This window comes from Azotobacter chroococcum (genome assembly GCF_002220155.1).
GTDB lineage: Bacteria > Pseudomonadota > Gammaproteobacteria > Pseudomonadales > Pseudomonadaceae > Azotobacter > Azotobacter chroococcum.
The window spans coordinates 14266-32351 of sequence record NZ_CP011835.1 but is presented as its reverse complement, the minus strand read 5'-3'; the positions used below and the strand labels follow the sequence as shown (position 1 = coordinate 32351).

General features: G+C 71.9%; 12 protein-coding genes and 1 pseudogene. All 13 read right to left on the bottom strand.

Annotated elements, in window-relative coordinates; all coding sequences use genetic code 11:
- Nucleotides 1–34: 34 nt before the first annotated feature.
- Nucleotides 35–2062, bottom strand: coding sequence for a type VI secretion system Vgr family protein (gene tssI, locus ACG10_RS00130; protein ID WP_089166656.1), 2028 nt, complete (start codon nucleotides 2060–2062; stop codon nucleotides 35–37).
- A complete protein-coding gene (locus tag ACG10_RS00125) occupies nucleotides 2026–2970 on the bottom strand; it encodes a serine/threonine-protein kinase (RefSeq protein WP_089166655.1) in 945 nt (314 codons plus the stop codon). The genes tssI and ACG10_RS00125 overlap by 37 nt, the downstream gene beginning before the upstream one ends.
- Nucleotides 2967–3686, bottom strand: coding sequence for a PP2C family protein-serine/threonine phosphatase (locus ACG10_RS00120; RefSeq protein WP_089166654.1), 720 nt, complete (start codon nucleotides 3684–3686; stop codon nucleotides 2967–2969). Before ACG10_RS00120 ends, ACG10_RS00125 begins: the two co-directional genes overlap by 4 nt.
- Nucleotides 3686–7144, bottom strand: a complete 3459-nt coding sequence (gene tssM, locus ACG10_RS00115) for a type VI secretion system membrane subunit TssM (RefSeq protein ID WP_089166653.1) — start codon at nucleotides 7142–7144, stop codon at nucleotides 3686–3688. Before tssM ends, ACG10_RS00120 begins: the two co-directional genes overlap by 1 nt.
- A complete protein-coding gene (gene icmH, locus ACG10_RS00110) occupies nucleotides 7141–8001 on the bottom strand; it encodes a type IVB secretion system protein IcmH/DotU (protein ID WP_089166652.1) in 861 nt (286 codons plus the stop codon). The genes tssM and icmH overlap by 4 nt, the downstream gene beginning before the upstream one ends.
- Nucleotides 8002–8005: 4 nt before the next feature.
- Nucleotides 8006–9336: pseudogene (gene tssK / locus ACG10_RS00105) on the bottom strand (type VI secretion system baseplate subunit TssK).
- A 3-nt stretch (nucleotides 9337–9339) separates the two neighbouring features.
- Nucleotides 9340–9810, bottom strand: coding sequence for a type VI secretion system lipoprotein TssJ (gene tssJ, locus ACG10_RS00100; RefSeq protein ID WP_089166651.1), 471 nt, complete (start codon nucleotides 9808–9810; stop codon nucleotides 9340–9342).
- The gene (gene tagH, locus ACG10_RS00095) at nucleotides 9807–10979 is read right to left on the bottom strand and encodes a type VI secretion system-associated FHA domain protein TagH (protein ID WP_089166650.1); all 1173 of its coding nucleotides are present in this window, start codon (nucleotides 10977–10979) and stop codon (nucleotides 9807–9809) included. Before tagH ends, tssJ begins: the two co-directional genes overlap by 4 nt.
- A 14-nt stretch (nucleotides 10980–10993) precedes the next feature.
- Nucleotides 10994–11131 carry a type VI secretion protein gene (locus ACG10_RS00090; protein WP_089169746.1) on the bottom strand — a complete coding sequence of 46 codons (138 nt, stop codon included), beginning with the start codon at nucleotides 11129–11131 and terminating at the stop codon, nucleotides 10994–10996.
- A gap of 64 nt (nucleotides 11132–11195) precedes the next feature.
- The gene (locus ACG10_RS00085) at nucleotides 11196–12710 is read right to left on the bottom strand and encodes a sigma-54-dependent Fis family transcriptional regulator (protein ID WP_089169745.1); all 1515 of its coding nucleotides are present in this window, start codon (nucleotides 12708–12710) and stop codon (nucleotides 11196–11198) included.
- 10 nt (nucleotides 12711–12720) lie between these two features.
- Entirely contained in the window at nucleotides 12721–15279 is a 2559-nt protein-coding gene (tssH, locus tag ACG10_RS00080; RefSeq protein ID WP_089166649.1) for a type VI secretion system ATPase TssH, read from the bottom strand.
- Between the two features lie 5 nt (nucleotides 15280–15284).
- Nucleotides 15285–16298, bottom strand: coding sequence for a type VI secretion system baseplate subunit TssG (gene tssG / locus ACG10_RS00075; protein ID WP_089166648.1), 1014 nt, complete (start codon nucleotides 16296–16298; stop codon nucleotides 15285–15287).
- Entirely contained in the window at nucleotides 16262–18052 is a 1791-nt protein-coding gene (gene tssF / locus ACG10_RS00070) for a type VI secretion system baseplate subunit TssF (RefSeq protein ID WP_089166647.1), read from the bottom strand. The genes tssG and tssF overlap by 37 nt, the downstream gene beginning before the upstream one ends.
- Nucleotides 18053–18086 lie beyond the last annotated feature (34 nt).

The following is an 18086-nucleotide window of genomic DNA, read 5'->3' as shown; positions in this document are numbered from 1 at the left end:
AGTCCTTGCTTGGCAGGGTTTTCCATACCGGCGTTCAGCCGGAGAAGTTCAGCATGCGCGGGCGTTTCGCCGGGTCGCTGGCGGGCGGGTTGGCCAGCGCACTTTCGAGCGGATTTCCCGCCTGGTCCCGGTCCGCCGCGCCGGGCGCCAGCGGCAGCTCGAGGGCGATGCCCGAGCCGCGGCCCGGGCTGCCGCCCGAGTTGATCCTCACCAGCGGGCCGACCAGGGTGATGCCGCTGGCGTCGAGTTTGATGAAGCTGCCGCCGGCCTGCAGGGTCAGTTCGCTGCCGGCTTCGAGGACGATCTTCGCGCCGGCCTTGAGGTGGATTTCCTGGCCGGCCTCGACGAACTGGCCGCTGCCGAGCTTGAGGTGCTGGTCCCGATGAATGCCAAGGTGGTCGCTGGCGCGCACCTCGGTCCTGCGGTCGCCGTGGGTGGTGCGGTGTTCCTCAGCCTTCAGCTCGGTGTAGCTGTCGGCCTCGACCGTATCGTGGCGCTGGTGGCCGACGCGGATCTTCTGGTCGTGCTCGATGTGCTGGTCCCAGTCGCGCTGGGCGTGGACGTAGATCTGCTCGGCGCCCTTGCGGTCCTCGATGCGCAGCTCGTTGTAGCCCTCGCCGCCGGGGCTGCTGAAGGTCTTGAACACGCTGCGGGTCTTGTGCGCCGGCAGTTCGTAGGGCGTTGGGTGCTCGGCGTGATAGAGGCAGCCGGTGATCAGCGGCTGGTCCGGGTCGCCCTCGAGGAAGGTGACCAGCACCTCCATGCCGACGCGCGGGATGGCGATGCCGCCGTAGCGGTCGCCGGCCCAGCTCGTCGCCACCCGCAGCCAGCAACTGGTGGCGTCGTCGGCCTGGCCCTCGCGGTCCCAGTGGAACTGCACCTTGACCCGGCCGTATTGGTCGCAGTGGATTTCCTCGCCGGCAGGTCCGGTGACCACCGCGGTCTGGCTGCCGAGGATGCGCGGCTTGGGGTGGCGCAGCGGCGGGCGGTAGGGCGCGTCCCAGGGCGTGGCGGTGAAGCGGTTGCAGTAACCCTGTTGAAAACCGTCCTCGGCATCGGTGTCGTGGGTGATGGACTCCTCCAGCACCTGCGGCTGTTTGCCTTCGTGGTGGATCGCGTCGAGCAGCCAGAGCCGGTTCCAGTCGGCGCGGGGATGGCCGCTCAGCTCGAGGAAGTGCCCGCTGGCCAGCAGCGGCTGGTCGCTTTGACCCTCGGCGAGCCGGTAGTCGCGGCGGTGGCGTTCCAGGGCGCGGCGGGCCAGCTGCTTGCCGCGCGTGCGGTCGGTGAAGCGGCCGGGGTAGTCGTAATCCTCCAGGTCCGGAGCGAAGTCACCGGAAAAGGCGCTTTCCAGGCGCAGGCGCGGCTGCTCGAAGTCGTAGTCGCGACGGGTCACCTTTGAAGGGCGGGTTTCCAGGCGGACGCCGAAGCGCTTGATCACCGGTTCGTCGGCGACCAGCGCGGAATCCTGTTGATAAGTGGTCGGAGTCAGGCGGGGAAAGGCGGTCTGGTCGTCGCCGAATACCAGCAGGTGGCCGGCGGCACTGTGCTCGAAGTGGTAGTGGATGCCTTCCTCCTCGCACAGGCGCTGCAGGAAGTGCAGGTCGGATTCGTCGTACTGCACGCAGTAGTCGCGGGCGGGGTACTGGGCGCCGAGCCGGAAAGAGCAGGCGTCGCCGTCGAGGATGCCGTGCTCCTCCAGCAGCCGGGCGAGGATCTGCGGCACCGAGAGCTGCTGGAAGATGCGCTGGTTGACCCGGTGGGCGAGGTAGGCGAGGCGCGGCACCAGACTCAGGCGGTAGCGGGTCAGCCGCCGGCCGGACTCGCCCTGGGCGACGCGGTGGATCAGGCCGTGGATGCCGCTGCCGTGCGGGGCGAAGGCGAGAAAGGCCGGGCGCTGCAGCAGGCTTTCCAGATCGAGGTCGGCTCGCTCGCCGACCAGCTCCAGCTCGAAGCGGTAGGGCTGGCCGATGGCCTCATGGCCGGTAAATTCGAGCACCTGCAGGTCATGGTCGAGGCCTTCGAGACTCAAACGGAAATGCGGCTGGTTGGCCGGATTGAACATGGCGGTTTCCTTATCCGTGGGTGAGCCACAGCCGGCGCGCGAAAGGCGGCCAGCAGGCCGGCGGCGTCGATGCGCCGCTGCGCCGGGTCGAAGGCCAGGGCGGTGCGCAGGGCCGGCCAGCAGTGCGGCGGCAGTCCGGGCGGGCGTGTCAGGCTACGTTGCAGTTCCTGTTCGCGGGCCTGGCGGGCGTCGAGACGGGCGAAGGGATGGCGGCCGGCGGCGAGCTCGTAGAGCAGGCAGGCGAGGGCGTAGACATCGGCGGCGGCGCTGAGCGGCGCGCCGTCGAGCAGCTCCGGAGCGGCGTAGCACGGCGTCCAGGCGGCGAAGCGCTCGCGGTCGAGGCGCGGCAGGCCGGGCAGCACGCCGGGCTGCAGCTGGCCGAGGCCGAAGTCGATCAGGCGCAGGCCGTCCTCGGCGAGGATCGCGTTGCCCGGCTTGAGATCGCCGTGCAGCACACCGCGGCGGTGGGCGTGCGCCACCGCCCCGGCCAGCGCCACGGCGATTTCGCTCAGTTCAGGCCAAGGCAAGCCCTCGGGACGCTCGTCGAGCAGCTGGTCGAGGCTTGGGCCGCGCAGCAGTTCCAGGGTGAAGAAGGCGCGGCCGCTGGCCGGGTCGAGGTCGAAGGCGTGGGCGCGCACCACATGGGGATGATGCAGCCGGCTGGTCAGGGCGAACTCGGCGTGGAGCAGGGCGTCGGCGTCGGGGTAGTCGGCGAAGTCCGCGGCGAGGGTCTTCAGCGCCAGCACGGGTTCGGGGTCGCCGAACTGCTCGCGCAGCAGGTCGCGGGCGCGGTACACCGCGCCCATGCCGCCGACGCCGAGCAGCCGCTCGATGCGGTAGCGGCCGGCGACCAGCGCGGGCAGTTCGCCGTATGCCGGGCGGACAGCGAAGGAGGGCAGCAGGCTCATCGGCGGATCACCACGGCGCTGAGGTTGTCCCGCGCCGGCCCGGCCAGCGCCTGCGCGAACAGGCGCTCGATGGCCAGCGTGGCGAGGGGCAGGTCGAGGGCGGCGCCGAGGGCCGGCGGTGCCAGGTTGCGGTGCAGGCCATCGCTGCACAGCAGGAAGCGGTCGCCGGGCAGCGCCTCCAGCTCCAGGCTGTCCAGCACCAACTGCTCGTCGACACCGACCGCGCGGGTCAGCGCCTGGGCGTTCGGATGGCGGGCCGCCTGCTGCGGGCGCAGGCCCTGGCGGTCGATCAGTCGCCGTTCGAGCGAATGGTCCTGCGACAGCTGGTAGAGGCGACCAGCGCGCCACAGATAGCAGCGGCTGTCGCCGGCCCACAGGCAGACGACGCGCGCGCCTGCAACCAGCAGGACGACCAGGGTGCTGCCGATCGGTCCGCCGGCATGGGTCGCCGCCTGGAATAGCTGGTGGTTGGCCTGCTGCAGGCACTGGCGGACCTGTGCCAGGCGCTGCGTCAGGCCGCCCTCCAGCGCCAGGTCGGCCAGGCCGTCGACGATCAGCCGGCTGGCCAGGGCGCCGCCTGCGTGCCCGCCCATACCGTCGGCGACCGCCCACAGGCCGGCGCCGGGCCGTTCCAGCACGGCGTCCTCGTTGCGGGCGCGGACCTTGCCGGCCTCGCTGCGCGCGGCGCTGCGCCAGGGGGATGCGAGGACCGTCATCACAAAGCCGCCGGCAGCTTGAAGTCGCGCAGCAGGGCGAGATCGAAGGGGTTCGGCGAGCGCTGGCTATGCAGCAGGTAGCGCGCCTGGCGGCCGTCCAGATCGGCCTTGAGCAGCAGCACGTCGCGGCCGCGGTGGTGGTCGATCTCCAGCAGCTCGAGCAGGCGGAACAGCGCCCAGGGCCCGCCGCTGCGCTCGATGCCGACGCGCCGCCCGCCGAGTTCCTCGACCACCAGGCTGGCGCGTCCGTCGCCGGCTTCCACCGGCCAGCGGAAGGCTTCCGGCACGATGGGGCCGTGACGGTATTCCAGCTGGCGGTCGCCGAGGCGGAATTCGGCACGGCCAAGGCCGGCGTCCAGCGCGTAGGGTTCCAGGCGGAACGGCACCTGCGGCTCCTCGGGGTTCTCGGCGAAGAAGCTGCGCTGGATGCCGCGCAGCCGGCCCAGCTGGGCGAGGAATTCGGCGGACAGCGGCAGGCCGCGGCCGTCGACCTGGCGCAGGCGGTACTGGCCGGGGCTGCCGCTGAGGAAGGGCTCCAGGTAGCGCTCGAAGAAGCTGTCGGCGACGCCGCGGACCTTGAAGAAGGCGCGGAAGTCGGCCAGCGCCACCTCGCTCGCGCTGGCCGCGTCGAATGGATAGCGCTGGCGCAGCGAGTCGCGATAGACGGCGTACAGCTCGCTGCGGTAGCGCTGGTCGAGGTGCTGGTGGGCACTGGCGAGGATCAGCCGCCAGGCGTCCCCGGCGAGCAGCGCCAGGGCGTTGCCGAGCGGCGGCGGCAGGCGCGCGGCGCTGCCCTGCAGTTGGTCGATGGCATCGCGCCGGCCGCCGAGACGCGCCCGGGCCTGTTCGAAGGCGGCCTGCTCGGGCGCGCCGGCCTGGGCCAGGCCGGCCAGCTGCAGCTGCAGGGCGTCGAGCGCCTGCAGGGTGGCGGCCAGCTCGGGCGCGGCGCCGCCGGCGTCGTCGAGCAGCCGGTGCAGGGGCGCGAAGCGCCGCTCCAGAGCCTGGCGCGCGCCGTCCGCAGGGTGCGGCGCCAGCTCCGCGGCGGCCTTGCCGGGCACTGCCGGGATCTTCGCCAGTGCTTCGCCGGCCGCCTCGGCGAGCGCTGCCGGACCGTCCAGGCGAGTGTTGTCGCGCACTTCCTGGAGCAGGGCGAGCAGCGGCGAGTTGGCCGCGCCCAGCCCGGCCAGCTGCGTAGCGCCCTGCGCCAGGCCGCCGAGGGGTTCCAGCGACAGCCGCGCCAGGGCCTCGCCCCAGTGGTTGGCGTAGTCGCGGAAGTACAGCTGCTCCAGCTCCGTCAGCAGGCGCTCGAAGTCCTTGCCGCTCAGCTCCTCGCTCTCGCCGAGCACCCAGTTGTCGCGCAGCAGGCCGCGCACCAGCCCGGCGCCCTGGGCGACGAAGAACTGCCGGTAGCCGCTCTGGGTATAGAAGCCGGGGATCGGCTGGTCGGCACCGCGGATCAGCGCGCCCTGCGGGCCGAGCTTCGCGGCCAGGCGGTAGTCGGGCAGGCGGCGCGCCTGTTCGCCGAGCATACGGTAGACCACCGCGGCCAGCGACTCGCGGCGCAGCGCCTCGCGGGCCTGGGCGAGCAGGCGCTGGTCGAGCGGGTAGGCGGTGAAGGGCCCGGCGAGCAGGCGGGCGAAGTGCTCGTTCAGACCGTGCTGGGCGACGGCATCGCCCGGATGGCGCTGCGACCAGTCGGCGGCCAGCCAGTCCTTGAGATAATCGGCGTCGCGGCGCTCCTCCAGGTTCAGCATCAGGTAGGCGCGCAGGCTGCCCAGCAGGCGCTCGCGGTCGCCGAGGCTGGCGCGGATCTGCGCTTCCAGCTGGCGGGCGACGCGCGGCAGCAGCAGCTCCTCCAGCTGGCGGCGGTAGGCGTGCTGCAGGGTCGGCGCAACCGCGCCGCCCTGGTACAGGCCGCCGCGTTGCAGCCAGGCGATTTCGCCGGCCGGCGGGAACACCTGGGTCGCGGCATGGCCGGCGTCCAGTGCCGCCAGGCTCTCGCGGGCGCCGTCGCGGGCGCCGAGCGCCTGGCGTTCGCGCTCGAGCCGCTCGGCGCTGGCGCGCAGCTGTTCGAGGCGCTGGTGGTTGGCGGAAAAGCCGTTGGCCCAGAAGGCGCCGAACAGTGCCAGGCCGGCGAGGGCGCCGGCGTAGAGGGCCCGCTGGCCCCAGTCGAGGCGCCGCCGCCGTTGCGGGTCGAGTCCGGCCAGCCCCGCCTCGGGGAAGATCACCCGCTCCAGCAGCTGGCGGATGAAGCGTGCGCGGCCCTGGCGCAGGCTCGGCAGGTTGCCGGACAGGCCCAGCCGGCGGCCGATGCCGGCGGTCAGCGGGTCGAGCTGCAGGTCGAGGTGTGGCGCGCTGGTCAGGTAGAAGCCGCGCAGCCGGCTGGCGCGCTGGTAGCGGTTGCCGGCGAAGGCCAGTTCGACGAACAGGCACAGGCGCTCGCCGAGCAGGCCGAGCTGGCGGGGGAAGTCGAGGATGCGCCCGCGCCGGCGGCTGTCGCGCTCCTGGTGCAGGCGGGCGATCAGCTGGTCGTTCAGCCGGCGCAGCAGCGCCTCGAACTCCCCGCGCACCACGGCGACGGCGGTGCCGTCCTGCTCGCGGCGGAAGCTGGCGCCGAACACCTGCTCGCTCTCCTCGCGCGACAACTGATCGAAGCACTCGTCGAAGCCCGGCAGCCGGTCGGCCTTGCCGAGCACCAGGTAGACCGGCAGCTCGACGCCTAGGCGGCGGTGCAGCTCGTGCAGGCGCTGGCGGATCTGCCGGGCCAGGGATTCCAGTTCGGTTTCGCCGGCTTCGCCCAGCCATGCCAGGGGGACGTTGACCAGCACGCCGTCGAGCGGACGGGCGCGACGCCGGCGCAGCAGGTCGAGCAGGGCGTGCCAGGCCGCGCCGTCGATGGCCGGCTCGGGCTGGGTCAGGTAGCGGCCGGGGCTGTCGATCAGCACGGCGCGCTCGCCGAAGTACCACTCGGCGTGGCGGGTACCGGCGATCTCATGGGTCAGGCGCCCGGCCTCACCATGGTTGAGCGGAAAGTCCAGACCGGAGAAGTCCAGCAGGCTGGTCTTGCCACTGCCCTGGGGGCCGAGCAGCAGGTACCAGGGCAACTCGTCACCTTTGAGGGTACGCAGGGCGTCGTGGAAGTTCTGCTGCAGGCTGGCCTGCTCCTCGCCGATCAGCCCCTCGCGGCGCAGGCGCTCGCGGGCCTCGTCGTCGGCCTCCTCGGCTAGCTGGCGGCGGCGGGCGCGCCAGCCGGCGAAGACCAGCGACAGCCCCCACGCCAGGCAGAGCAGGGTGATGCTGAACAGCCGGCTGGCCGGCGATTCCCAGACCTTGTGCTCGGCGACGGCCAGCAGCGGACCGACGAACCACAGGAGAAGGGCCGCGAGCAGCAGCAGGCAGAGACTCCACACCCAGGTCCGGCGGAGGCAGGCGACGAGCGCGACAAAGAGGCTCCTCATGGCTTCTGCTCTCCCGCGACTACCTGGAACGGCTGCAGCACGCGCTCGCGCTGCTCGCCGAGCACCCAGGCGAAGCCGCCGTAGAGCAGCGCCAGGCAGAGCAGGGTGGACAGCGCCAGCAGCCCGCCGGGGACGCTGCGCACCAGGCGCCGGCGGCCGTCCTCCAGGCCCTGCCAGTGCGGCGAGATTTCCCACGGCACGTCGCCGCGCAGCTGACGGATCTGCCGGTACAGGGCGTCGCGGATCGCCTCCAGCTCGAGCATGCCGCGCGGCAGCACGCGGTACTGGCCCTCGAAGCCGAGCGCCAGGCACAGGTACATCAGTTCGAGCAGCGCCAGGTGCTTGACCGGGTTGCGGCCGAGCCGCTCGAGCAGGCGGAAGAACTTCTCGCCGCCGAAGGTCTCGTTGTGGAAGCGGCTGAGCAGGCTCATCTGCGACCACTCGCTCTCGTTGCCCCAGGGCGTGGTCACCACCGCCTCGTCGAGCAGGGTGCAGAGCACGTAGCGGGCGGCCATCACCTCGCTGCTCTCGATCCCGGCCTGCAGGGCGCGCTGCTCGAACAGCTTGAGTTCGTCGCCGAGCCGCCGGTTGAGCGCGTGCAGGTCCTCGGCCTGCCCGGCGTGCCGGAGCTGCACCGCCTCGGCGAGCAGCGCGGCGGCGGCGCCGGCCAGCGGATTGAGGCCGAGGGCGAAGGGCTCCGCCGGGCGCAGGCGGGCGGCGTAGATCATCCGCTCCTCGAGTTCCTCGTAGCGCGGCGGCGCGGCGAAGTCGGTCAGCGGGCTGTGTGCCGGGGCCTCGCCCCGGCGGTTGAGGATCACCGTACGGTCGTCCTCGGCGTAGTCCATTTCGTGGATCATCCAGTCAGTTCCTGATCGCCCAGAATTTCAGTTCCAGTCCGGGCAGTTCGCCGGAGACGTGGAAGGCGAAGCCGCCGGAGTGTTCCAGCTGTGCCAGTTCCTCGGCGCCGGGCTCCACGGCGAAGTAGGTCTTGCCGGCGTGGAAGGGGATCTGCCGCGGCGCCACCGGCAGCGGCCGGACGCGGATGCCCGGCAGGTGCAGGTTGACCAGCTGGCGGATGCGCTCCACGGCGCCGACCTTGAGGTGCGCCGGCAGGCGCGCGCGCAGTTCCTCCGGGTCGCACTGGGCGCTGGCGGCGAGCACGAAGGCGGCGCTGCCGAGCAGCCGGTGGTCGTGCAGCGGCGAGACGCGCACGCCGTACTGGCGCGGCTGTAGCGGCAGCTCGATGGCGTGCTGTTCGAGCACCATCGACAGCACCTGGCGCAGCGCCTCGAGCAGTTGGCGAAAGCTCGCGCCCTGGTCGGCGTGCAGGTAGCGGCCGTCCAGACGCGGGCGTTTGCTTTCGCTGGAGAAGGTCGCCAGCTCGCCGAGCATCCCGAGCAGCTCGCGGTAGAGCTGCTCGGGATGCACCCGCTCGAGGCCGAGATGGTGGCGCAGCACCGGTTCGTGGCGGTTGATCAGCTGCAGCATCAGGAAGTCGCCGACCTCGGCGCCGCCGACGCTGCCGGTGGCGCGGATACGCTCGGCGAGGACGTCGCCGCGCTGGGCGAGCATGCCGATCACCTCCTTGAGGCAGGACAGCAGCCAGGACGAAGCCTGCACGTCGAGGAAGCTGGGCACGAACTGCGGGTCGAGGACGATGGCGCCATCCGGGCCGCTGTCCTGGATCTCGCAGAGCTTGAGGCGCACCCAGGCCTGCTCGCCGTGCGCCTCGCCGAGCAGCAGGCGGAAGTCCGGGCGGGCAATGGCGACCGCGCTGCTGGCGCCGTCGCCGGCGTTGCAGTCGGCGACCTCCCGGTCATGGGCGACGTAGCGCGCCAGTACGTCCTTCTGCTCGGCGCGGCGGATCTCGATGTGGTTGCCGGTGACCAGCGGCAGCGCCAGGTACACCGGGGTGCCGGCGCTATTCGGCGGCACGTCGAGAACCAGCGGCTCGCCGCCGGCGTCGATCTCGAACAGGCTGCCGTCGGGCAGGATGCCGCTGGCGGCGCTCAGCACCAGCTTGCCGAGGGCGAGGAACTGGCGGTCGATCTCCAGGGCGGAGAAGCCCCAGGCGTGGCCGCTCAGCAGGCGGGTGCGGGCCCTGAGCTGTTCGTCGTGGTAGCGGTCGTTCTGCTGGAAGTGCTGGGGCGCAGGAGCATGCCCTCCTGCCAGATCACCTTGTGCTGGGGCATGGGTCAGTCCTCCGCCGGCTGGCGTTCGATTCCCCGGGCGCCGAATGCCAGCGCGATGCGGTTGCGCGCCCACTCGTCGAGGGGGACGACGTAGCGCCACGCGCTGTCCGGCAGGTCGCGATAGGCGGCGAGCACGCCCAGGTAGCGGCTGCCCGGCTGCACCGAGAGCTTCAGCTCGCGGCGCTCGCCGGGGCGCAGCTCCTGCTCCTCCTGGGCCGCCAGATCCGGCTCCAGGGTTTCCTTGGGTCGCTGGTAGAGGCTGAAGAAGTCGGCGTTTTCGAAGGCCACGGGATGGCGCAGCTCCACGAGGCGCAGCACGATGGGCGAAGGCCGGCCGTGCAGGTCGGGATTGAGCCCATCGCCGGCGGCGAGACTCAGGTCCAGCTTGGTCAGCCCGGAATGGGGCGACAGCGCCGAGCAGCCGCCGAGCGCCAGCAGCAGGACCGGAAGAAGGGGGCGAAGCATGGGGGTCATCCTTGCAGGTCGGTGTCGAGGGTGGCGATCAGGCGCACCTGTTCTTCGTAGGCGCGGGCGAAGTCGCGGACGAACAGCCGTTCGCGCCACTCGTCGTCGCGCTCCAGCGCCCGGTACAGGCGGCAGTAGGCGCGCCAGCGGCTGCCGGCGGTGGCGATGAGCGGCTGGCGCTCGCGCTCGAAACGCGGGATCAGCCGCTCCGGGGCGAACTGGCCGAGCAGGCCGCCGAGCGCCGCGCGGCTGCCGGCGAGCAGCGCCACCTGGTGCGCCTGCAGGTCGCGGAAGGCGCGGCCGAGCGCCTGTGCCGAGGGCAGCTGGCCAGGCCGTCCGCCGCGCAGCAGCGCCTCCAGCGCCTCGACGCTGTCGACGCCGTGCTTGAGCGGGTTGTACCCGGCGCCCTGGAAGGTGGTCTGCGCCAGGCGCAGCTCGTTCTTCAGCTCGCTGCGGGTGCGCAGGGCCTGCTGCAGGTGACCGACGCTTTGCCGGAGCAGGCGCGCGGCCTCCAGCGCCAGGGCCTCGCGGGCGTCGTCGTCGAGATCGGCGAGGTCGATGCCGAGGGCCGCGCCGTAGCGCTCCCAGAAGTCGGCCGACCTCCGTGCCGCGGAGGGCTCGGGCGACGGTGCGGTTTCCGCCATCACCAGCTCCGGCAGCATCAGGCTTTCCCGCTCGATGCGCGCCGCGTCATGGGGCTGGCCGGGCGGCATGGGCAGCGGGCCGAGCAGGGCGAAATCGTCCGCCGCGGCGGACTCCTCCAGTGCGGCGAGCGGGTCGAGTTCGAGAAAGGCGTCGTCGGGGATCAGGCTGCCGGCCGGCTGCGGGCAGCCGACCTCGGCCTCGAAGGCCGCCCCCGGGAGCAGTCGCGCGCGGATCTCGATGTCGCCCAGGCGGTACACGCAGCCATGCTCGATGCGCTGCGGACGGCCCTTGTCCAGGCTGGTCCCGCTGTCCTTGAGCTGGATGCCGTTGCTGCTGGTGTCGGTCAGGTAGAAGGCGCCGTCGCGCCAGCTGACCTCGGCGTGATGGCCGGAGAGGACGCGCCGGCGGTCGGGGATCACCCAGTCGCAGTCCTCCGCCCGGCCGATGCTGCCGCCGGCCTGGCCGAAGATCTTGCGGGTCGGCAGATCCGGCGCAAGCGCTGCTGCGCCGAGCACTTCGAAAACCAGTTCCATGGCCTGTCTTCCTTTCAGCGCTGGCCGCGCTCGAGCGCCTGCGGATCGCCCAGCGGGCGGTACTGATGGTCGTCGAAGCGATAGTTGCCGCCGCAGCCGACGAGGCTCAGGGCCAGGACCAACAGGACGGCGGGCCCGCAGAGGGTCTTCATGGACGTTTCTCCAAAGGTGAAAGGTGGTTCCACGTGGAACAGGCAGTCGGGCAGGCGCATGGGCTCACAGGTCCGCCGCACGGATGTTCAGCCGTTCCATGCGGTACAGCAGGGTGCGCCGCGGCAGGCCCAGCTCGCGGGCGGCCTGGCTCTGGTTGCCGCCGTTCTTGCGCAGGCAGTCGAGCAGCAGGTTGCGCTCGACGCGCTCCAGGCGCTGGCGCAGGTTCAGGGTGCTGTCGTTATCCTCCGGGCCCCGGCGCAGGTCGAAGTGCTCGGGGAGCAGCTCGCCGCCCTCGCAGAGCAGCACGGCGCGCTCCACCAGGCCCTTGAGTTCGCGCACGTTGCCGGGGAAGGCGTAGCCGGCCAGTTGCTCCAGCGCGGCGTCGGACCAGCGGCAGGCGTCGCGGCCGAGGAAGGCGCAGGCCTTGGCGGCGAAATGCCGGGCCAGGCGCAGGATGTCCTCGTCGCGCTCGCGCAGCGGCGGCAGCTCGATGGGGAAATGCGCCAGGCGGTAGAACAGGTCCTCGCGAAAGCGTCCCTGCTCGACGAGGGCGCGCAGGTCGCGGTGGGTGGCGGCGACGATGCGCACGTCGACCCGGTGGGTCGCGGTGGCGCCCAGCGGACGCACCTCGCCCTCCTGCAGCACGCGCAGCAGCTTGGCCTGCAGGAGCGGCGGCAGATCGCCGACCTCGTCGAGGAACAGGGTGCCGCCGTCGGCGGCGTCGAACAGCCCCGGGCGGTCGCGATCGGCGCCGCTGAAGGCGCCCTTGCGGCAGCCGAACAGCTCGCTTTCCAGCAGGCTCTCCGGCAGCGCGGCGCAGTTCTGCGCGACGAAGGCCTTGCTGCGGCGCAGGCCGCAGTCGTGGATGGCGCGCGCCACCAGCTCCTTGCCGGTGCCGGTCTCGCCGGTGAGCAGCACGCCGACCGGGTTGTGCAGGACCTTGCCGATCAGCCGGTAGACATCGCGCATCGCCCGGCTGTCGCCGATCAGTCCGTAGTCGGAGGCGGACGGCAGCGCCGCCGGTCTTTCCGCGGCGGGCTCGATTTGTGAAGCATGCAGGCGGCCGAGCAGCCGCCGCTGGGCGAGGACGAAGGCGCCAAGCTGCGCCAGGGAGTCGGCGAAGCCCTGCAGCGCGCGGGTGCGCCGGCTGGCGACCAGCAACAGGCCGGCGACCTGTCCCTGTCCATTCGTCAGCGGCAGGCACAGCAGGCTGCGCCAGGGCTTTGATCCTTCGGGCAGAAAGTCGCCCGGGTAGAGGCTGGCGTCCAGCTCGTCCAGGCAGAGCCTGCGGTTCTGGCACAGGCAGTACTGCAGCAGCTGCCCAGCGTCGTAGTCGCTGGGCAGGCTGGCGGTCTCGCGGGGCTGCAGCCGGCCGTCCAGCCACTGGGCGGCGAGCTCCAGGCGACTGTGTCCGGCGTCGAGCAGGTACAGCTGGCCCAGCTCGCAGGCGGCGAGCTGCGTCGCCGCCTGCACCAGGCCGTCCTGCAGGGCGCCGGCACCGCTGGCGCGGGCCAGGCGCGCGTAGTGCCCGAGCAGCGCCTCGGCGTAGCGCAGGGGCTGCGGGATGCAGGCGAACAGCGGTGGCAGTTCAGGCGAATTCACAGATCAGCCCTCCCTGACCGTCGAGGGTGGCGTGCACGCGCTGCACGGGCTCGCCGCCGGCCATCGCCGCCAGCAGGCGGTCGACCACCAGGGGCTGCAGCTGGAGCTCGAGCAGCCGTTCGATCGCGCGGGCGCCGCTGTCGTCCCGGCCGCAGCGTTCGGCCAGGTGTCCGACCAGCGCCGGGCTGTGGCTGAATGCGAGGCGGCGGCGCTGCAGGCGTTCGGCGAAGCGCGCCAGCCTGACCTCGACCAGCTCGCGCAGACGCTCGTCGTCCAGCGGGTAGTAGGGCACCACCTCCATGCGCGCCAGCAGCGCCGGCTTGAAGTGCCGGGCGAGCAGCGGGCGGATGGCCTGTTCGAGTGTTTCGGCGGTGGGCCGGCCGTCGGCGCAGAGTTCGACGATGCGCTCGCTGGCGAGGTTGGAGGTAAGCAGGATCAGGCAGTTGCGAAAGTCGATGCGGCGTCCTTCGCTGTCGGTGGCTAGGCCCTTGTCGAAGATCTGGTAGAAGAGGTTGAGCACCTCGGGATCGGCCTTCTCCACCTCGTCGAGCAGGATCACCGAGTAGGGCCGCTGGCGCACCGCCTCGGTGAGCAGGCCGCCCTCGCCGTAGCCGACGTAGCCGGGCGGCGCGCCGATCAGCCGGGCGACGCTGTGCTTCTCCAGGAACTCGCCCATGTTGAGCGTGGTGAGAAAGCGCTCGCCGCCGTACAGCAGGTCGGCCAGGGCCAGGGCGGTCTCGGTCTTGCCGACGCCGCTCGGGCCGACCAGCAGGAACACCCCGAGCGGCGCGTCGGCGCGGTTCAGCCCGGCGGCACCGGCGCGCAGGGCGCGGTCGAGGACCTGCACCGCCTGCTCCTGGCCGCGCAGGCGCCGGCGCAGGTCGCCGGCGAAGCGGGCGATGCGCCGGTTGTGCTCGCGGGCCAGCTGCTCCAGCGGCACCCCGCTCCACTGGGCGATCACCTCGGCGACCAGGCGCGGGCAGACCTCGAAGCTGACCAGCCGCTGCCCGGCCTGGGCGGCGGTCAGTTCGGCCTGGACCCGTTGCAACTCGTCCTGCCGCGCGGCCCGCTCCGTGTCGTCCGCCCCGGCGCCTTGCCGGCGCAGTTCGAGCAGCCGTTCGGCCAGAGCGCGCTGAACACTCCAGTCATTTTCCAGCGCCTGCAGTTCGTCGCGCAGCTTGGTCAGATGCTCCTCGAGGGCGGCCAGGGCAACGTCGTCGACCCCCAGCCCGGCATCCCGGTCGCGGCACAAGGCCTGCCGGCGGCGTTCGTCCTCGGCGATCTCGCCGCGCCGGCGCTCGATGGCTTCGGGGGCGGCGGCCAGGCCGATGCGCACCCGTGCGCAGGCGGTGTCCAGCACGTCCAGCGCCTTGTCCGGCAGCTGGCGGCCGGCCAGGTAGCGCGCCGACAGTTCGGCGGCGGCGACCACCGCATCGTCGCGCAGGTAGATGCCGTGACTCTTCGCGTAGACCGGTGCCAGGCCGCGCAGGATGGTCACCGCCTCGTCCACCGTCGGCTCGTGCAGATGTACCGGCTGAAAGCGCCGGGCCAGCGCCGGGTCCTTCTCGAAGTACTTGCGGTATTCGCTCCAGGTGGTCGCGGCGATGGTGCGCAGCGCGCCCCTGGCCAAAGCCGGCTTCAGCAGGTTGGCGGCATCCGCGGTGCCGGCCTGGCCGCCGGCACCGATCAGGGTATGCGCCTCGTCGATGAACAGGACGATCGGCCGCGGCGCGGCCTGCACCTCGTCGATCAGCCCCTGCAGGCGCCGCTCGAACTCGCCCTTGAGCCCGGCGCCGGCCTGCAGCAGGCCGAGGTCCAGGCCGCGCAGCTCGACACCCTGGAGCGCCGGCGGCACCTCGCCGGCGGCGATGCGCAGGGCCAGGCCCTCGACCACCGCGGTCTTGCCGACCCCGGCCTCGCCGACCACGAGGGGGTTGTTCTTGCGCCGCCGGGCGAGGATGTCGATCAGCTGGCGGATCGCCCCGTCGCGGCACAGCACCGGATCGAGCCTGCCCTCGCGGGCCTGGGCGGTGAAGTCGTGGGTGAAGCGCGCCAGCATCGAGTCCGTGGCCGCTGCGCCGTTGCCGGCCGGCGCCTGGCGGCCGAGGGCGAAGTCGCGCAGGCGCCCGGCATCGATCCGGGCGAGCAGCGCCTGGTAGCGGGTGCCGGCATGCTGCAGCGGATTGCGCAGCAGGGCGAGGAGCAGCGCGGCGGCGTCGATGTGGCTTTGGCCAAGCTCCAGGCTGGCCTGCAGCAGGGCGTCCTGCAGCCACTGCAGCAGGGCCGCGGCGAACACCGGGTTGCGCGAGGCGCCGGCTTCGCTGCGCGGCTCAAGCACCCGGGCCAGCTCGTCGGGCTCGATTCCGGCGTCCTTGAGCGCGCGGCCCAGCAGGCCGTCCGGGCGCTCGAGCAGGCCGAGCAGCAGGTCCTCCACCAGCACCTGGCTGCCGCCGCGGGCCACACAGCGCTCGGCGGCGCCTTCCAGGTCGCGGCGGGTGTCGGCGTCGAGGGCCTGTACCAGCTGTTGCAAGTCGACGTTGATCATTCTCTCTATCCTTGAAGAGTCGTGCCGCCCAGGGTCACCAGGCCGTCGGCCCGTTCGTGGCCGAGCCAACTGGTCCAGCCCAGGCGGCAGGGATTGCCGGCGCCGATGCGCAGCGCGCGGAGCTCGTCGGGGCGCAGCTGCAGGCGGATGTCGTAGTCCAGCGGATCGCGCAGGGTGAAGCGCACCAGGGCGCGCAGTGGCGCATGGCCGTCGCCGATCGGCAGGAAGTCGTGGAAGCGCGTCCAGGAGAGCTCGCGGATGTGGATGCGGAACTTGCCGCTGCGGTCGCGCACCTGCTCGCCGAGCACCAGGCTGTCGCCGAGGTGGCTGTTGGCCCGGCCGAGGCGGTTGCGCTGTTCGTCGGGGATCTCCACCCGGCGCTCCAGGCACTGCTCGATGTCGAATGCGGCGTGCTTGAAGTAGTAGCGCAGCACCGCCTCGATCAGCGCCGCCGAGTGGGCGCGCAGGCTGAGCAGGCCGAGGTAGGGCAGGAGGCGCTTCCAGTTGAGTTCCTCGGCCTGGCGGATGGCCTCGCCGCCCAGGCCGATCAGGGCGAACAACCGGGCAGAGAAGGGGTCGGCGGCGCCGCTGGCGAAGCGTGCGCGGTAGCGGTACTTGCGCCAGATCGGCAGCAGCAGGCGCTGCAGGCGGTCGTTGAACAGGTCGAGGAAGTCGCGGGTCGGGTTGCCGGCGCCGCCGTCGTCGAGGGCCTGCTCGCCGTAGAAGGCCGGCAGCGGCGAGCCGGCGCCGAACAGGCCGACCAGGTTGAGATACAGCCGCGCGCGCAGCCCGTCGTGTTCCTCGAAGAACTCGACGCGCTCGAGGTCGCTGCCGGGAAAGCCCAGGCTCGGGTTGGCGCGAAACTCCAGGCGCCGATACAGGGCCTCTTCGTCCAGGCCGGGATGTGCGGCCTGCAGGCGCTCCAGCACCAGCAGCACGCCCTGGAACAGGCTGTACTCGCGGATGCCACGGCCGAGGCGGTTCAGAGCAGGGGCTGCTGCCCCATGCGCGGCGTCCATCGGTACACCTCTCCTTGGGTACTTTGCACCAGCAGCTCGTGGTAGGAATTGAGGCTGGCGTACAGGGCGAAGAATTCGTTGAGCACCGAGGCGAACAGGAACAGCTCGCCCTCGCCCAGATAACAGTCGGGGTCCATGACCAGCTCGGTGCGTACCCCGCGCACCGGCAGGCCGCGGTGCAGGCGGTCGACGTGGCGGTGGGCGATGCGCCTGAGGCCGTCGAGGCGGCGCCGGCCGACCTTTTCCGCCTGCTGGTCGTGGTGGCGCGGCAGGTCGTAGGTTGCGAGGATCGCCTTGAGCGCCTCGACGTCGGCCAGCGACAGGTAGTTGAGCGACATGTTGCTGATCAGCTTCCAGAGGAAGTCGCGGTGCAGCGGCGGCGCGTAGCTCGGCGTCGGCGCACCGAGGTTGCGAAAGCGCAGGGCCTGCGGCGTGCCCTCGGCGGGCCGGCAGATCTCGCCAGCGGCCAACTGCAGCGGCAGGTTGCGGTTGCTGCAGGTCAGCTCGACGGACAGCGTCTCCTGACGGTCGAGGGAGCGTGCGCCGAAGCTCAGCCAGGTTTCCAGGCCGTCGCCGAGCAGCGACGGCTGGTGGCGCACGCTGTAGTGCGGGCGGGCCTGCGGCACGTCGAAGCTGCGGTCGTGCTCGAAGGACTCGAAGGGCACGTATTCGGCGTAGCCCATGCCGCCCGGCTGCCAGCCGGTGACCCGCTCCACCGAGAACACCTCGCAGTGCTGCGGCTCGAACTCGGCCGGGCGCAGCAGGTACTGGTCCTGGCGGCCGTCCAGACGGATCGGGATGGCGTCGTGGGCGAACAGGTTGACCACCGGGGTGCAGTACAGGCGCAGGTTGTCCAGTGTCGGGCGGATGCGCCGGGCGCCGCCCTGGCGGATCGCGAAGCGCAGCTCCAGGCCGCGGGCCTGCCGGAGCAGCTCCGGTGGCAGGCGGCCGATGGCCTCCAGGCCGCGCAGTTCGACGCACAGGAACTTGTCCTGGAAGGCGAAGAACTCCTGCAGGTGGCGGTAGCCGCGGAAGCAGTTCAGCGGATAAGGGATCAGCGCCTCGTCCTCGGCAAAGCCGGCCGGCTGCAGGCAGTCGGCGCCCAGGTGCAGCACGCCGGGCGGCTGCCCGTGGGCATCGGCGAGGGGCTGGCCGGCGCCGTCGAGCAGGCTCAGGCGGATGCCGTCCAGATGGCGCAGCAGGTCGAGGTAGAGCGACTGACCGATATAGCGCTCGCCGGCCAGGTGCAGGCGCAGGCGCTCGAGGCCCAGCTCGCCGAGGTGGCCGTCGGCCGTCATGCTCAGGCGCAGACCGAGCAGGGCGCCGTCGCCCTGCACCGCATAATCCATCCCACTCGGTGCCAGTGGCAGCACCTCGCAGGCGGCAGCGGTGCGGAAACGGCAGCTCACTCCCTGCACCGGATTCGCCTCCACCGGCGTGCCGCGCGGCACCGCCAGCGCCGGCCCCGGGCGCTGCAGCGGATCGAACTGCAGCATGGCGAAGGCCGGCAGCGGGCGCATGTAGTTCGGCCAGAGCAGGTGCATCAGCGAATGGGTCAGCTCCGGCAGCTCGTCGTCGAGCTTCTGCCGCAGCCGCCCGGTGAGGAAGGCGAAGCCCTCCAGCAGGCGCTCCACATCCGGATCGCGCGCGCCCTGCCCGAGGAACGGCGCCAGCGCCGGATTGCGCTCGGCGAAACGCTTGCCGAGCTGGCGCAGGGCGCTGAGTTCGCTCTGGTAGTAGTGGTTGAAAGACACGGATCAGTCCTTTCTCATACGGCTGTCGATAGAA

Coding starts and splice junctions, on each gene's coding strand:
- tssI (WP_089166656.1), bottom strand. CDS start 2,062: ATGTTCAATCCGGCCAACCAGCCGCATTTCCGTTTGAGTCTCGAAGGC.
- ACG10_RS00125 (WP_089166655.1), bottom strand. CDS start 2,970: ATGAGCCTGCTGCCCTCCTTCGCTGTCCGCCCGGCATACGGCGAACTG.
- ACG10_RS00120 (WP_089166654.1), bottom strand. CDS start 3,686: ATGACGGTCCTCGCATCCCCCTGGCGCAGCGCCGCGCGCAGCGAGGCC.
- tssM (WP_089166653.1), bottom strand. CDS start 7,144: ATGAGGAGCCTCTTTGTCGCGCTCGTCGCCTGCCTCCGCCGGACCTGG.
- icmH (WP_089166652.1), bottom strand. CDS start 8,001: ATGATCCACGAAATGGACTACGCCGAGGACGACCGTACGGTGATCCTC.
- tssJ (WP_089166651.1), bottom strand. CDS start 9,810: ATGACCCCCATGCTTCGCCCCCTTCTTCCGGTCCTGCTGCTGGCGCTC.
- tagH (WP_089166650.1), bottom strand. CDS start 10,979: ATGGAACTGGTTTTCGAAGTGCTCGGCGCAGCAGCGCTTGCGCCGGAT.
- ACG10_RS00090 (WP_089169746.1), bottom strand. CDS start 11,131: ATGAAGACCCTCTGCGGGCCCGCCGTCCTGTTGGTCCTGGCCCTGAGC.
- tssH (WP_089166649.1), bottom strand. CDS start 15,279: ATGATCAACGTCGACTTGCAACAGCTGGTACAGGCCCTCGACGCCGAC.
- tssG (WP_089166648.1), bottom strand. CDS start 16,298: ATGGACGCCGCGCATGGGGCAGCAGCCCCTGCTCTGAACCGCCTCGGC.